Annotated in this window: 12 protein-coding genes; 7 read left to right on the top strand and 5 right to left on the bottom strand. The window is 70.3% G+C overall.

The genetic code is table 11. The annotated features are described in order from the left end of the window. Positions 1–7 precede the first annotated feature (7 nt). From AB0C30_RS46695 to AB0C30_RS46705, 3 genes are all read left to right on the top strand, one after another. Entirely contained in the window at positions 8–2,053 is a 2,046-nt protein-coding gene (locus AB0C30_RS46695; RefSeq protein WP_357956472.1) for a glycoside hydrolase family 97 protein, read from the top strand. Further along, positions 2,047–2,574, top strand: coding sequence for a hypothetical protein (locus tag AB0C30_RS46700; protein ID WP_357956474.1), 528 nt, complete (start codon positions 2,047–2,049; stop codon positions 2,572–2,574). Before AB0C30_RS46695 ends, AB0C30_RS46700 begins: the two co-directional genes overlap by 7 nt. A 99-nt stretch (positions 2,575–2,673) precedes the next feature. Then, positions 2,674–5,991, top strand: a complete 3,318-nt coding sequence (locus tag AB0C30_RS46705) for a BTAD domain-containing putative transcriptional regulator (RefSeq protein WP_357956476.1) — start codon at positions 2,674–2,676, stop codon at positions 5,989–5,991. A 365-nt stretch (positions 5,992–6,356) separates the two neighbouring features. Here the strand turns inward: AB0C30_RS46705 and AB0C30_RS46710 are convergent, their stop codons facing one another. The 5 genes from AB0C30_RS46710 to AB0C30_RS46730 all read right to left on the bottom strand — a co-directional run bounded on the left by AB0C30_RS46710 (position 6,357) and on the right by AB0C30_RS46730 (position 10,547). Continuing rightward, positions 6,357–6,935, bottom strand: a complete 579-nt coding sequence (locus AB0C30_RS46710) for a dihydrofolate reductase family protein (RefSeq protein ID WP_357956478.1) — start codon at positions 6,933–6,935, stop codon at positions 6,357–6,359. 40 nt (positions 6,936–6,975) lie between these two features. Next, the gene (locus tag AB0C30_RS46715; RefSeq protein WP_357956480.1) at positions 6,976–7,470 is read right to left on the bottom strand and encodes a hypothetical protein; all 495 of its coding nucleotides are present in this window, start codon (positions 7,468–7,470) and stop codon (positions 6,976–6,978) included. A gap of 183 nt (positions 7,471–7,653) precedes the next feature. Next, positions 7,654–9,030, bottom strand: coding sequence for a hypothetical protein (locus AB0C30_RS46720; protein ID WP_357956481.1), 1,377 nt, complete (start codon positions 9,028–9,030; stop codon positions 7,654–7,656). A gap of 123 nt (positions 9,031–9,153) precedes the next feature. Then, positions 9,154–9,993 carry a hypothetical protein gene (locus AB0C30_RS46725; RefSeq protein ID WP_357956483.1) on the bottom strand — a complete coding sequence of 280 codons (840 nt, stop codon included), beginning with the start codon at positions 9,991–9,993 and terminating at the stop codon, positions 9,154–9,156. Next, entirely contained in the window at positions 9,993–10,547 is a 555-nt protein-coding gene (locus AB0C30_RS46730) for a sigma-70 family RNA polymerase sigma factor (RefSeq protein WP_357956484.1), read from the bottom strand. Before AB0C30_RS46730 ends, AB0C30_RS46725 begins: the two co-directional genes overlap by 1 nt. A 215-nt stretch (positions 10,548–10,762) precedes the next feature. Between AB0C30_RS46730 and AB0C30_RS46735 the strand changes: the two genes are divergently transcribed. The 4 genes from AB0C30_RS46735 to AB0C30_RS46750 all read left to right on the top strand — a co-directional run bounded on the left by AB0C30_RS46735 (position 10,763) and on the right by AB0C30_RS46750 (position 13,656). Then, a complete protein-coding gene (locus AB0C30_RS46735) occupies positions 10,763–11,461 on the top strand; it encodes an SDR family oxidoreductase (protein WP_357956486.1) in 699 nt (232 codons plus the stop codon). 151 nt (positions 11,462–11,612) lie between these two features. After that, the gene (locus tag AB0C30_RS46740) at positions 11,613–11,771 is read left to right on the top strand and encodes a hypothetical protein (protein ID WP_357956488.1); all 159 of its coding nucleotides are present in this window, start codon (positions 11,613–11,615) and stop codon (positions 11,769–11,771) included. 102 nt (positions 11,772–11,873) lie between these two features. Continuing rightward, entirely contained in the window at positions 11,874–12,989 is a 1,116-nt protein-coding gene (locus AB0C30_RS46745) for a sensor histidine kinase (RefSeq protein WP_357956490.1), read from the top strand. A gap of 4 nt (positions 12,990–12,993) precedes the next feature. Beyond that, entirely contained in the window at positions 12,994–13,656 is a 663-nt protein-coding gene (locus AB0C30_RS46750; protein WP_357956492.1) for a response regulator transcription factor, read from the top strand. Positions 13,657–13,689: the final 33 nt, after the last annotated feature.

The raw sequence follows: 13,689 nt of genomic DNA on the forward strand, positions 1-13,689 counted from the left end.
GGTGTGCATGAAGCGAGCGGACGCGGCGCGGAGAACGCTCCTCGCGATGACGGCGGCCGTCGTCATCCTTGGAGGCGCCGCGGCGGTCCCCGCCCAGGCCGCGGAGCTCGCGCCCGGCGCCCTGGCCGAGGTCGCCCAGGCCGCGGAGCCCGCCACCGGCGCCCTGGCCGAGGTCGGCGAGGCGGGTGCTCAGGTGGTGTCGTCGCCGGACGGCGATCTGCGGGTCGCGGTCGCCACCGTGGACGGGCGGCTCATGTACAGCGTGAACAGCCACGGCAAGACTCTCGTCGGCGCGTCAGGGCTCGGCGTGGATCTCGCCGGACGCCCCAGCCTCACGCGGGGCATGAGCATCGCGTCCGTCGAACGGCGCACGATCAACGAGACGTGGAAGCCGCTCTGGGGGACATCGAGCAAGGTCAGGAACCACGCGAGCGAGCTCACCGTCCACGCGGTCCAGGCCGGCACGGGGTTCAGGCTCGATCTGGTGTTCCGGGCCTTCGACGACGGGGTCGGCTTCCGCTACCACTTCCCCGGCCAGAGCGATCTGGACGCCTACACTGTCACCGCCGAGCAGACCGAGTTCGCCCTCGACCCCGCCGCGCGGAGCTGGTCGATCGCCGCGGGCAAGACCTGGTCCGCCGACGAGCAGCACTACCGCGACCTCCTCCTGTCCGGCGTCGCCACCGCCCAGACCCCCATCACCGTCGCGCCCGCCGCCGACTCGTACGTGGTGGTGCACGAGGCCGACCTGACCGACTACCCCAGCATGACGCTGAAGGCGGTGCCCGGCCGACCCGGCGTGTTCTCCAGCGACCTGATCGCCCTGCCCGACGGCGCCAAGGCCAGGCTGAACGGCGAGTTCGCCACGCCCTGGCGCACCCTGACCGTGGGTGAGCGGCCCGGCGACCTGGGCGAGTCCCATCTGATCGAGAACCTCAACGACGCGGGTGCGATCTGCGGCGACACCTCCTGGATCAAGCCCGCGACGTACGTGGGCGTCTGGTGGGAGCTCCAGCGCAGGGACACCACCTGGACCGCCGGGCCCAAGCACGGCGCGACCACCGCACGGGTCAAGCAGTACATCGACCTGGCCAGGCAGGCGGGCGCGAAGTTCGTGCTGGCCGAGGGCTGGAACGTCAACTCCGGCGGCTCCTGGTCGGGCCAGGACTTCCTGACCCCGCAGGCCGACTTCGACCTGCCCGAGGTGCTCCGGTACGCCGCCGACAACGGCATCGGGTACATCGCCCACAACGAGACCCGCGGCGATATCGACTACTACGACCAGAATCTGGAGAAGATCTTCTCCCGGTACGAGGAACTCGGCATCCACGCGGTCAAGACGGGCTACGCCACGAAATTCCTGCTCGGCGGCGTCAACCGCAGCCACTACGACCAGGAGGCCGTCCGCCACTACCAGCGGGTGATCGACGCGGCGGCCCGGCACCGCATCACGATCGACGCGCATGAGGCGATCAAACCCACCGGCCTGGCGCGCACCTACCCGAACATGATGACGGGCGAGGGCGTCGCGGGCCTGGAGCAGCAGAACTACATGGGCGTCAACGGCAACCCGCCGGCACAGGCCACGATCCTCCCCTTCACCCGATTCATCGGAGGACCCGCCGACTACACGCCCGGCGTCCTGAACGTCACCTGGGACCCGGCCCGGCTCGGCACCCGCGTCCAGACCACCTCGGCCGCGCAGCTCGCGCTGTACCCGACGTTCTTCAGCCCGATGCAGATGCTCGCCGACACCCCCGAGAACTACGCCGCCCACCCCGAATTCGCCTTCCTCAAGAACATGCCTGCCACGTGGGACGAGACCCGTGTCCTGGACAGCGTCATCGGGGACTACACCGTGACGGCCCGTCGCAACGGCGGCACCTGGTACCTCGGCGCGATCACCGACGAGAACGACCGGACCCTCCAGGTCCCGCTGTCGTTCCTCCCCCAAGGCACCTTCGTGGCGGAGACCTACGCCGACGCCCAGGAGACCACCTGGAAGGGCGACCCGCTGCCCGTCGAGATCCGCAAGACGCTGGTCCGATGGTGACCTGGCTGCGCACCAACAAGGTCCTGCTGCCCGGCGTGACCACGCCGGGCCGGCTGGTCGCCCGGGTACGCGATGAGGCCACCGACCGGCTCTACAACACCCTGTACGGGATTCCGTCGCCGCGCCAGCGGGTGATCCCGCAGATGCTGCTGGAGGTGCCCGTCGGCAGGCGCGCCTCAGACCTGGAGCGCTGGCGCAAGAGTCCGGCTGCGACATCGGGCAAGAACCTGGAGAAGGCGCTGGAGCGCGCGGCGGAGATCCTCGGGGTGGGACTGGGGGCCATGCCGCTGCCACCTGAGGTGCCGCACCGGAGGATGGTGGATCTGGCCCGCTACGGCATGCAGGCCACGGCGAGCACCCTGCGCCGCCACGGGCCCTCCCGTCAGCTCGCCGAGGCGGTTGCGGCGGTGACCGAGATGGTGCCGCCACCCGACGTCGACCCCGCGCTGGTGACAGGGTTCGAGCGCCTCGACGCCGCCTACGCCGCGGCCGCCGAGCAAGAACACGTCGATTGTCGGTGACCGCCCTGACCTTCTCGGGCTCCGGTAGGTTTCGCACTGCTGCGGTATGATTTGGACGGTTTGCTAGTTGGCAATCTCTCGACTCACCCGGGAGCCGAGGTGGCTCTGCCCGTTCATCCCGTCCGGCCAGGCGTCGACGATCAGCCGGCCGGCGGCGCTCTCTTACGCCTTCAGGTCCTGGGCCCGTTGCGGGTGTGGCGCGATGGTGTCGAACTGGATGCCGGCCCCCGGCAACAGGCTTATCTGCTGGCCCTGCTTCTGGCCCGGGTAGGCAGGCCGGTCAGCACGAGCGAGCTGATCGACCTGGTCTGGGACCACGAGGTCCCCAGCAGCGCGCTCAACATCATCCACAAACACGTCGGCGCATTGCGGCGGCTGCTCGAACCCGCGACCCCCGCCCGTAAATCCGGCTCATACCTGCACCACCGCGGCGGCTCCTACCAGTTCACCGCCGCCCCCGGCACCCTGGACCTCCACACCTTCCGGGAACTCGTCGAGACCGCCAAGGCGGCCCTGGCACGGCAACGCCTGGAAACGGCGCTCGATCGCTATGTCGAAGCGCTTGGCCTCTGGCGGGGCCGTGCGGGCGACGGGTTCACGCACCGATCGACCGCGCTGCCGACCTTCGCCGCCCTCGACGACGAGTTTCACGCCGCGTGCACCGAAGCGGCCGAACTGGCGGTGTCGCTGGGCCGACCGGCGGGGGTGCTGCCGGCGTTGCAGCTGGCCGCATCGATGGCGCCGTTCCACGAACCCGTACAGGCCGGCCTCATCTCCATCCTCGGGGCGGCGGGACGCCAGGCGGAGGCACTGTCGGTGTTCCGCGAGGTCCGCGCCCGCCTTGCCGACGAGCTCGGTATCGATCCTGGCCCGGAGCTGCGAGCCGCACACCTGCGAGTGCTGTCGCAGCCCTCGGCGTCGCCGCTCGTGGCGCGTACGGACGGCGGGGATGATGGCGCGTCGGCGCGAACGACAGCCGGGCTGGTCGGCCGGGCCGAGGAACTCGCCCTACTGCGGCAATCCGTCGAGATGGCGTTCACCGGCCGCCCAGCGCTCCGTATCGTCGAAGGCGAGCCGGGCGTAGGCAAGACCCGCCTGGTACGAGAGATCGCCACCGAAGCGAGCCGGCGTGGCGCGCTGGTCGTCTGGGGTTCATGCCTGGAAGGCGACGGAACACCGTCGATGTGGCCCTGGGAACAGACGCTCCGCCCGATTCTCGACAGCCTGCCCGCGCCGCTGCGGGAGAAGTGGCTCGCCAGTGAGCTCGGCAGTCTCCTGGAATCGCGAGACGACTACGCCGCCGCGCCGGCCATTCCCAACAGCGGTGCCCAGTTTCGCCTGTTCGAGCAGGTTGTCACCTCCGTTGGGCAGGCCTCGGCGCAACAGCCCACGCTGCTGATCGTCGATGACCTCCAATGGGCCGACGCCGCCTCGCTCCAGCTGTTCGGCCACCTGACGGCCCGGCTACCCGCCGGCACGGTGATCATCGGTGCGCTACGCGATCGCGCACCCACACCCGGCTCTGATCTGTCGCGGGTCCTGGCCGCGGCCAGCCGGCTGCCCGGCCACCGCAGGATCCGGCTCGGCCCGCTCGGCTTGACCGACGTGACCGAGCTCATCCGCCGCGAGACCGGCCACGATCCCGGTGCCGAAGTCGCCCGCGGCATCCATGCCCGCACCGCCGGCAATCCGTTCTTCGTCCAGGAGCTGTCCCGGCTGCTCAGCGACGGCGGCTCGCTCGGCGACGGCGGCGCGTCAGTACGGGCCGGGGTGCCGGCCACCGTGCGAGACGTCGTCCGCGATCGGATGTCCGGTCTCGACGACAGCGCTCACGGCCTGCTGCGCATCGCCGCGGTCATCGGCCGCGACGTGGACCTCGACCTGCTCGCCCGCGCGATCGGCGTCGATGTCGCGGACTGCCTCGAACGCCTCGAACCGCTGCAAGCACTCGGTCTCCTGGAGACCAAGCCGGAAGACCCGTTCTCGTGGCGCTTCGCGCACGACCTGGTCCGCGAGTCGGTCACCGAGACCATTGCGCGGCGGCAGGCCGTCCAGCTGCATCTGCGCGTCGCCGACGCCCTCGAACACATCCATGCGGACGACGAGTCCGTCGCCGAACGCCTCGCCTACCACCTGCGGGGTGCCGGCCCCCTGGCCGACCCGGTTCGCACCGCGGAGGCACTGGCGCGCGCCGGTCGCCGCGCGGCGACCAAGCTCGCGTTCGCGGCCGCCTATCGGAACCTGGAATCGGCCGTCCAGATCGCCCGGACGGCAGGGCTGCTGGAGCTGGAACTGTCCGTCCTGTCGCTGCTCAACCTCCTGGCCGTCGAGCCCCCGGGAATGGGCGGCTCGACGTTCGATCTGCTGGAACGGGGCGCATATCTTGCCCGCAGACTCGGCCGCGAGACGGCCGAGGCCGAGTTTCTCTTCGTTCGGATGACCGGGGCCTACGTCTCCACCGAGAAAGACCGTGGGGTGTGGGCTCGCCGGCTGCATGAGCAAGGCCAGGCGTCTGCGGACCCGATCATCCAGGCGTACGGCCGGCAGGCCTGGGGCCTGTACCAATGGGACATCGGCGACATCGGCGCGGCGTATCAGTGTTTCAGCTGGGTAGGCCGTACCACTGCGGACGGCATTGCCTCGCTGCTCGCGAACTCGGCCGACCCGCACCCGGGGCCGGCTCAGGAAAGCATGTACCACCTTGCCAGCCGGGTCGGGGGCGTCCCGGCTCGACGCCGCGACGACCTCGGACGTTGGCGGATCCAGGATGAGTGGGTCGGTTATCTGGCCGTGATCACCACGTTGCATGGGGATGTCGAGACGGGGCGGTCCCTGCTCGGCAGGGTGTACCAGGCCGAGGGAGACCCCTTTGAGATGTCGGGCTGGACCCGCTACCAAACCATGGCCGCCACGATGGCCGGTGACACGACCTGGACGATGCACGCGACCGAGCGATGGGTCGCGGCCAGCGCCGACCGTCCCGGCGTCGCGCAGGAAGCCTACATATGGCTGGACTGGTACTGGGCCCGTGCCCTCACCGGCGACGACCCTGCCGGCACCGCGGCCAAGGCCGAACATCTCCTGGCCGCGACCCTGCTCGACCCGCCGAGATGGGGCCTCGCCTACTGGTACGGACTGATCGCCGAGATGTGGCTGGCAGCCGAGATGCCCGACAAGGCCGCGACCGCCCTCGACCGGGCCGACCAGGCCGTCCAGGCCCACGGCCAACGCTATGCCGAAGGACTTCTCCTGTTGCTGCGCGCCCGCCTGCTGCACGCCCGCGGCGAACCCGTCGACGTCGTGCGAGCCGCCGCCGACGAAGCCCGCGCCCGATCCGGCGAACGCGGGGCCCACCTCTTCGCCCGCCGCGCCGAGAGGTTCCTGGCCGATCTCGACCAGAATCCGGCAGGACGTTGATCGCGATGCGGCGAGATGGGGTCGGCTAAGCGTCGGCCGTTCGCGTTGTGTTGCGGACAGGCCCAGGCCGGCCAAGCCGGCCGCGGTGTCCAGGATCGTCTCCTCGATCGGCCGGGGCCGCCAGCCCAGAACCTCAGCGGAAAGAGCCCGCCATTCCGGAGCTATAGAAAGCACCTTCCTCGCGGCGAACCCCACCGCAGCGTGACCGGCGCGTTCAGTTACAGCCACGCCTACAGTCCGGCACCTGCGGAAACGCTCTTGCGAGACGCCTTCGAAGGAAAATCACGGTAAGCCGATCGGCTCAGATCTGCTGACGGGACTTTTCGTTCCGATGTTCGTCACGCCCCGCTACGACATGGGCGGACTCAGATATGGAGGGTGGGCCGGTAGATGAGCTCTTGGGTACGGCCGTCGAGCGTCCGGCTCTCGATCAGCTCGAGGTCGAAGTCGGCCGCATTCTGGAAGATCGGGTCCGCTCCGGTCTGGCCGGTGATCACCGGGAAGAGCGTCACCTGGACGCGGTCGACCAGACCGGCGGCCATCAGCGCCCGGTTCATCGACAGGCTGCCGTGTGAGCGCAACGGCACCTCGGACTCCTCCTTGAGCCGGGCGACGACGTCCACGGCGTCGCCGCTCACGACGGTCGCGTCCGGCCAGTCGAGGGGTCCTCTCAGTGTGGTCGACACCACGGTTGCGGGCAGGTTCCTCATCCGGGTGACCCATGGGTCACGTACGTCGGAGTCCTCGGTGCTCGAGGCCAGCATCCGCGCGAACGCCCGATACGTGTTGGCCCCGAAGACCATCCGCTGTTCCTCGCTGTGCAGGGCGAGGCGGTGCTCCAGCAACTCGGGGCCTTGCTTGCCCCAGTAGCCGCCCCAGTTGCCGCCGGCGGCGCCGAAGCCGTCGAGGCTCATAAAGACGTCGAAGGTGTAGGTAGCGGTCATGGTGCTCTCCTCGAACGCGGGATCGGGTGTGTGGAGCGGGTCACGTGGTCCGGTCGGGTGACGCCGGTGCGGCGAGCTCGGCCAGGTGGCGCAGCGAGTTGATGAGATGCTCGGGGCCGAAGGGCGGGAACTGGATGTACTCCCGCCTGAACCGCGGCACCGCCGACCAGTCGTAGGTGAGCGTGACCTCGGCCTCGGACGGACCGAGCGGCGTAAGGTCGTAACGCCAGATCCAGCCGCCGAGCTCCAGGCGACCGTCCTCCTCCTCCGTCCCCGTCAGCCAGCCGATGGCGCGCGGCGGGTCGAGCACCGCGACCTTGTTGGCCACCCGGTAGTCACCGTCTGGATGCTTCGCGTGATACATGGCCATCCGGAAAACCTGCCCCACCTCGGTCAGCGGCGCCCGGTCGGCAGGCTCCTGAACCCAGCCGGTGCCATCGATCGCGGCATGGGCCGCCGGGTCCGCCAGCACCGCGAACACCCTCGCGGCGGGCGCGGCGACGGTCAGTGTGGCGCTCACGTTCTCCTGGTCCATGGTGTGCACGCTCCTTGCCTTCTCATCTCGGCGAGTACCGGCCCGTCGCCGGTCTCTCATCTTGGCTACGAACGGGCTCGACGCCATCCGACACCCACCGCGGAAAAAATCAGAAGACGTACTCGGGGCATGACGAGCATCCGACGGAAAACCCATGCCACCCCCTGCCTCGTCGACCTGACTTCAGCTCCGGGTGTGTCGCGCGGGCCAGAGGCGACGGTGGAAAGCGAAGGCGGCGGCCAGGCAGGCGACGGGTATGACGGGCAGCACGTACCGGTGATCGAAGTCCAGGACCGCGACCGGGCCGATCAGCAGGCCCATCGCCACGGCCCATGGCAGCAGCGCCACGCCGGGCCGCCGCACCGCGGCGACCGCGCCGAGCAGGAGGATCAGGCCCAGGAACGGGCCGCGCAGGTAGGCGGCGTACTGGTAGGCGATGAGGAAGTCCGCGTACGGCGACACCGACGACAGGCCGCGAATGTTCGGGTCGTACTCCCGTTTGACCTTGTCGATCAGCGGCTGGTCGGGCAGTTCCCAGTGCCCGCTGCTGAAGCCGAACGCCGGGGTGGTGCGGTCGGGGTGCGGGATCGGGGTCCAGGAGAAGGCGATGGCGGTGTCGCGTACGACGTCGACCAGGTAGTCCAGCGGCTGGGCGAGGATCGCGTCGATCGCGAACGAGCGGGCGAGGTCGTTGTGCGTGAACCGGTCGCCGGGCAGCAAGTTGAGCGAGGCCCCGGGGGCCCACACGTACTCGGAGGCCGCGTCCACCTTCGTCCCGTTGGGGCACAGGCGGGCCACATCGGAGGGCGGCTGGATGCGGGCGCAGTCGGCGAAGGTCATCGTGCGGGCCCACAGGGCGACGCCGTCGGCGCCGCTGATGGCGAAACGGCTGTGGTGCTGGGCGTACCAGGCGGCGTAGCCGGCCAGAGGCAGGGAACCGGCCAGGACCAGCGCGGCCAAAGGCCGCCATCCCACGCGCCGTACGGCCAGCACGAGCACGACGAGCAGCAGCAGCGGCAGCGCGATCGTCCTGGTCAGCGCGGCCGTGGCGAACAGCAGGCCCGCTCCGGCGGCGGCACGCACGGACAACCGCGGCGACCACATCAGCACCGCCAGCCCGGCCACGACAAGGAAGATGAACTGTGTGTCGGACAGGACGGCATGCTCCAGCCGCAGGAAGGAGGCGTCGAACAGGAGCGGTACCGTCGCCGACGCCGCCACCCAGCCGGGCGCCGACCTGCGGCGCAGCACCGCGTACAGCAGTATCCCGGTGCTCAGGCCGATGGCGTGCTGGACGGCCGCGACCAGCTCCACGCTGTGGAACGGCAGCAGCGCCCGCAGCAGCAGCGGATAGCCGATCGGATGGAACGTCGCCGACGGAGCCGGGTGCACGGCGGTGTCGAGGTAGGTGAAGGAGTCGTACCAGTAGAGCGTGACGGGGCGATAGCCGAGCATCGTCACCACCCGCAACGCGGCGGCCAGGAGCAGCAACGCGGCGAAGAATCGGTGGTCGGCGAGGCGGCGCTGCGAGGGCAGCGCCGCGCGGGTGTCGGTGAGCACGCGAAATCCGATCGTGGCGGCATGACAGGGGTCCGCGCATGCCGAGGACAACGCATGGCGGTGATGAGGGCGCGCGCTCAGCCGCGCGCGCCCCGGGTGGAAGCTCTCAGTACCGGGCCGGGATCAGCAGCGGGACGGCGGCATCGGGCTCGGCTGGGTGCTGCGGTCGGCGCCGACCAGCAGGAGGGCCTGGCCGTCGGCGCTCATGACGCCGTCGTGCACGTACCAGCCGCCGGGGGCGGCGGCGGCCGCGCGCTTGCCGTACTGGATGTACGACGGCGTGACGCCCCGCTCGCGCAGCAGAGCCGAGACCTCGGCGACGCTCTTGTTGACATAGTCCACGCAGTGCAGCGGCTCGCCGGGCAGAGCGATGCCGGGCGGCATCTTGTACCTCTCGCCGGGCAGGGCCCGCCTGCCGAGACTGATCTCGGCCTTCTTGTCGAAGTCGACAGGCACCTTCAGGCCGACAGGGCAGCCGGAGAACCGCTCGCACGGCCCCAGGGCGTCGATCGTGGTGATCGGGCCGTCGCCGCGCAGCGGTTCGCCGGATCTCAACCGGTCCACGTCGTTGATCACGATCATCTGGCCGGTCAGGCTCGCGGAGGTCGGCACCAGGTCGAGCGTGATGTCCAGGCCCCTGGCCCTGAGCTCGCGCTGGTACACCTCGGGCTCGGCCAGCAGGTCCTTCACCGTGATCACGTAGTGGTCGTCCACCAGTTCGATGTCGAGCGCCGCGGAGGCGGGCGCCTGAACGACGCCGAAGGACAGCAGAGCCGCCAGCGCGGCCAGGACCGGCCCGGCCGCCCACCTGCGCGGCCGTGGAAGGACAAGCCAATTGCGGCGGCGGCGCTGCTCGGGGACGGAGACGGAGGTGATCTCCTCCAGTAGCTCCCTGGCGATCGGCGTCGTGCCGGGACCGGGATCGGGCGCGATGCCGGCCACCAGGCGGTCGATCTCGTGCATCACATAACCCCCTTCGTCATCGCGACGGCGCGCAAGCCGATGCGGGCCATGTCGACGCCGGCCGTGTCCAGGTGCTTGGCCAGGCGTTTGCGGGCCCGGTGCAGCCGCAGCCGGGAGTTGGCGCGCGAGCAGCCCAGGACGGTGGCGATCTCGTCGGAGCCCAGGCCCTCCCAGCCGGCCAGCGCGAGGATCTCCCGGTCGTCGGGGCTCAACCGCGCGAACGCCTCCTGGACGCCCGCCAGGCTCTCACCGTCCTCGGTGTGCTCCGCCCACACGGCGAGCTGGTGACCGAGCCGCTCCACCAGCTCGCTGCGGCGCGACTCGGCGCGACGGCCGTTGGCCAGCATGCGGCGGGCCACGCCGAACAGCCAAAGGCGCGCGTCCCGCCCCTCGGGGATGTCGTCCAGGCGGCGCCAGGCCGTGGCGAACGTCTCGGCGAGTGCATCGGCGGCGTCCTCGTGGGAGTCCGTACGCCGCCGAACATAGGCAAGGATGTCGGGATAGTTGGCAACGTAGATCACCTCGAAGCGCTGCTTGCGGTCTTGGTGGGTCACGCTGCCTTCTCTCATCCGATAGGTCCGACACCCCGTACCTGTCCGGACCCGCCAGATAGTTTCACCCCGATTTCGGGGAATTTGGATGTCCCGCACGTCCGACCTCCCGCCCCACGTCCTGAACGGTGATGGCGTGCTTTACGCTACTTATAATGAATATGGATGGCGTCAGATGCCCGCCGCCATCCACGTAAAGCGCATGAGAGGCCACGTACGTGAAGCTCGTGATCTTCGGGGCCAACGGCCCGACAGGACGGCTCACCACCGCCCAAGCCCTCGCCGAGGGCCACACCGTCACCGCTGTCACCCGGCATCCGGAAACCTTCCCCCTCGACGCCCCCGTGCTGAAGGTCGCGAAGGCGGACGCCCTGGACCCCGAGGCGGTGTGTCGGGTGGTGGCCGGGCATGACGCGGTGCTCTCGACGCTCGGCGTCCCCTACGGCTCCGAGGCCACCACCACGTTCTCCGAGTCCGCCAGGCACATCATCGCGGCCATGACCGCGCACGGCATCCGGCGCCTGGTCTGCGTGACCTCTACCGGCGTGCCGATGAAACCCCCGCCCGGCGAGACCCTCATCTACCGCAAGGTGATCGTGCCGACGCTCATCAAGATGGGGCGCCCGTTGTACGAGGACGCCGCCCGCATGGAACAGATCGTGGCCCAGACCGATCTCGACTGGACCGTCATCCGCCCGTCGGGACTGTTCGACGGCAGCGCGATCACCGGATACACCGTCGGCCCACCGCAGATGGTCGGCCGGTTCACCTCACGTCGTGACCTCGCGGACGCGCTCATCCGCGCGGCCGTCGACGACCGCGACGTCCGCTCCATCGTCGAGGTCATCACCACCGAGGGGACGCCCAGCGTCTACCGCGTGTTCCTGAAAGAAGCGCTCCGCATCGGCAGCGCGTGAGAGACGCGGTCAGTATCGGGTCCCGCCGAGCCGCTTCAGAATCCCAAGCCGAACAGCACCGTGTGGGCGTTCTCCGGGCCGTGGACGTGTTTTCCCAGCTTCGCCATGGAGGCCACTTTCTCCGAGCACGGAGCGACTTCCGCCGAACACGGTGACCCCCACCTTCCTGCCGATCGCGTACGTCTCGGCGGGCAGTGTCCGGACGAACGCCGCCAGTAGGGGCGGCAGCGCGGCCCACCGGGGCGCCCGCCGGCTGCCCGGCGTGCTGAGCCCGGCCGGTTCGCCTGCCAAGGAGACGGGGTACGCGTGATCTTAGGGAGACACCCCGACAGCCGGTCGCTCCTGAGAGTGAACGGCGCTATCCGTCGTGGGAGGGATGCGCCGGGCGGCCTGGATCCCGATACTGGGCGAGATGCCCGGACTTACTGAGCGGCTGCGCACCCGGTTGACGGACGTGCCGCCACGAGTGGTCGACGTCGCGATCACGGTCGCCGTGTCGGCGGCCACCGTCGGTCCCGCGCTCGTCCCCTCCGCACAGCCGTGGTGGGTGGTGGCGCTGGCCGTGCTGGCCTCGGTGCCCGTGCTGTGGCGGCGCGGGGCACCGCTCGTGGTGACCTGCGTGGTCGGGCTGGCGATGACGGCGCTGGTGATGTGGGAGAAGCCGATGCTGCCGTACGGGCCGCTGGTGGGCACCTACACCATCGCCGCGCTGAGCCCGCCGCTGCTGCGGCTGGCGGCCGTTCCGGTCATCGGCGCGGGGGTGTACGTCTCGCTCGCCCTGCCGCAGGAAGGACTGGACTCCTATCGCGTGGTCGGTACGGCGTTCGTCGCCGCGTACGCGCTGGGCACCAGCGCCCGCGCCCGCCGCGCCCGGGCCGCCGAGCTGGCCGAACGGGCTCTGCGGCTGGAGCGGGAGCGAGCCATCGCCGCGGCTGACGAGCGGGCGCGCATCGCCCGGGACATGCATGACATCCTCACTCATTCGGTCGGCCTCATCGTCGTCCAGGCCGAGGCCGGGCCGCTGATGCTCCAGGCCGATCCGGCCCGCGCGCAGGCCGCCTTCGACACGATCGCCGACACCGGCCGGGGCGCGATCGCCCAGCTGCGGACCCTGCTCGGCACGATGCGTTCGGGCCAGACCGATCACCGGGAGCCGCAACCGGGGCTCGCGGCCCTGCCGGAACTCATCGAGCGGACCGGCCGGTCCGGGCTGCGGGTGACCTTGGCCAGCGACGGCGTGCCGCGGCCGATCCCCGTCGAGGTCGACGTCGCGGCGTACCGGATCGTGCAGGAGGCGCTGACGAACGTGCTGCGCCACGCGGACGCGCGCACCGCGCAGGTGCGACTGCGCTGGACGCCGGGCGTTCTGGCGGTCGACGTGGCCGACGACGGCAAGGGCGCGGACGACGGCGCCGAGGGGCATGGCCTGATCGGGATGCGCGAACGGGCCGCCGCCTGCGGCGGAACGCTGCGCGCCGGCCGGGGAGAGAAAGGCTTCGTCGTGGCTGCCTCGCTCCCGGTTGGATAGGCCCATGCTCCGCGTACTCGTGGCCGACGATCAGGATCTGTTCCGCGGCGGCTTCGCCATGATCCTCGACGCCCAGGCCGACATCACCGTCATCGGCGAGGCGGCCGACGGCGCGCAGGCCGTTCGGGCGGCCACCGAGCTGCGCCCGAACGTCGTGCTGATGGACGTCCGGATGCCCGGCATGGGCGGGATCGAGGCGACCGAGCGGATCTGCGCGACGACGTCCGCCAAGGTGCTGGTGCTGACCATGTTCGATCTGGACGAGTACGTCTACGACGCGCTACGCGCGGGGGCCAGCGGTTTCCTGCTGAAGGACATCCGTCGCGACGAACTGGCCGCGGCGGTGCGCGTGGTGGCGGCGGGAGAATCACTGCTGGCGCCCACGGTGACCAAACGCCTGATCGAGGATCTGATCCTCCGGCCGGGCCATGGGGTGGCTCCCCGGCTGGCCGCCCGCCTCGCCGAGCTGACCGGCCGTGAGGCCGAGACGCTGCGGCTGGTGGCCCGGGGGCTGTCCAACGCGGAGATCGCCGGCGAGATGGTCGTCAGCGAGCACACCGTCAAGAGCCATGTCAGCAGGATCCTGACGAAGCTGGGGCTGCGCGATCGGGTGCAGGCGGTCGTGTTCGCCTACGAGTCGGGACTCGTCGTCGCCGGCGACGCCTGAGCGGTCCCTGAGAGGGAGTGCCGAGTTCACTCT

Origin of the sequence: Nonomuraea sp. NPDC048901 (assembly GCF_040649695.1) — a bacterium.
In the GTDB taxonomy this organism is placed as follows: domain Bacteria; phylum Actinomycetota; class Actinomycetes; order Streptosporangiales; family Streptosporangiaceae; genus Nonomuraea.

Coding starts and splice junctions, on each gene's coding strand:
- AB0C30_RS46695 (WP_357956472.1), top strand. CDS start 8: ATGAAGCGAGCGGACGCGGCGCGGAGAACGCTCCTCGCGATGACGGCG.
- AB0C30_RS46700 (WP_357956474.1), top strand. CDS start 2,047: ATGGTGACCTGGCTGCGCACCAACAAGGTCCTGCTGCCCGGCGTGACC.
- AB0C30_RS46710 (WP_357956478.1), bottom strand. CDS start 6,935: ATGACCGCTACCTACACCTTCGACGTCTTTATGAGCCTCGACGGCTTC.
- AB0C30_RS46715 (WP_357956480.1), bottom strand. CDS start 7,470: ATGGACCAGGAGAACGTGAGCGCCACACTGACCGTCGCCGCGCCCGCC.
- AB0C30_RS46725 (WP_357956483.1), bottom strand. CDS start 9,993: ATGCACGAGATCGACCGCCTGGTGGCCGGCATCGCGCCCGATCCCGGT.
- AB0C30_RS46745 (WP_357956490.1), top strand. CDS start 11,874: ATGCCCGGACTTACTGAGCGGCTGCGCACCCGGTTGACGGACGTGCCG.
- AB0C30_RS46750 (WP_357956492.1), top strand. CDS start 12,994: ATGCTCCGCGTACTCGTGGCCGACGATCAGGATCTGTTCCGCGGCGGC.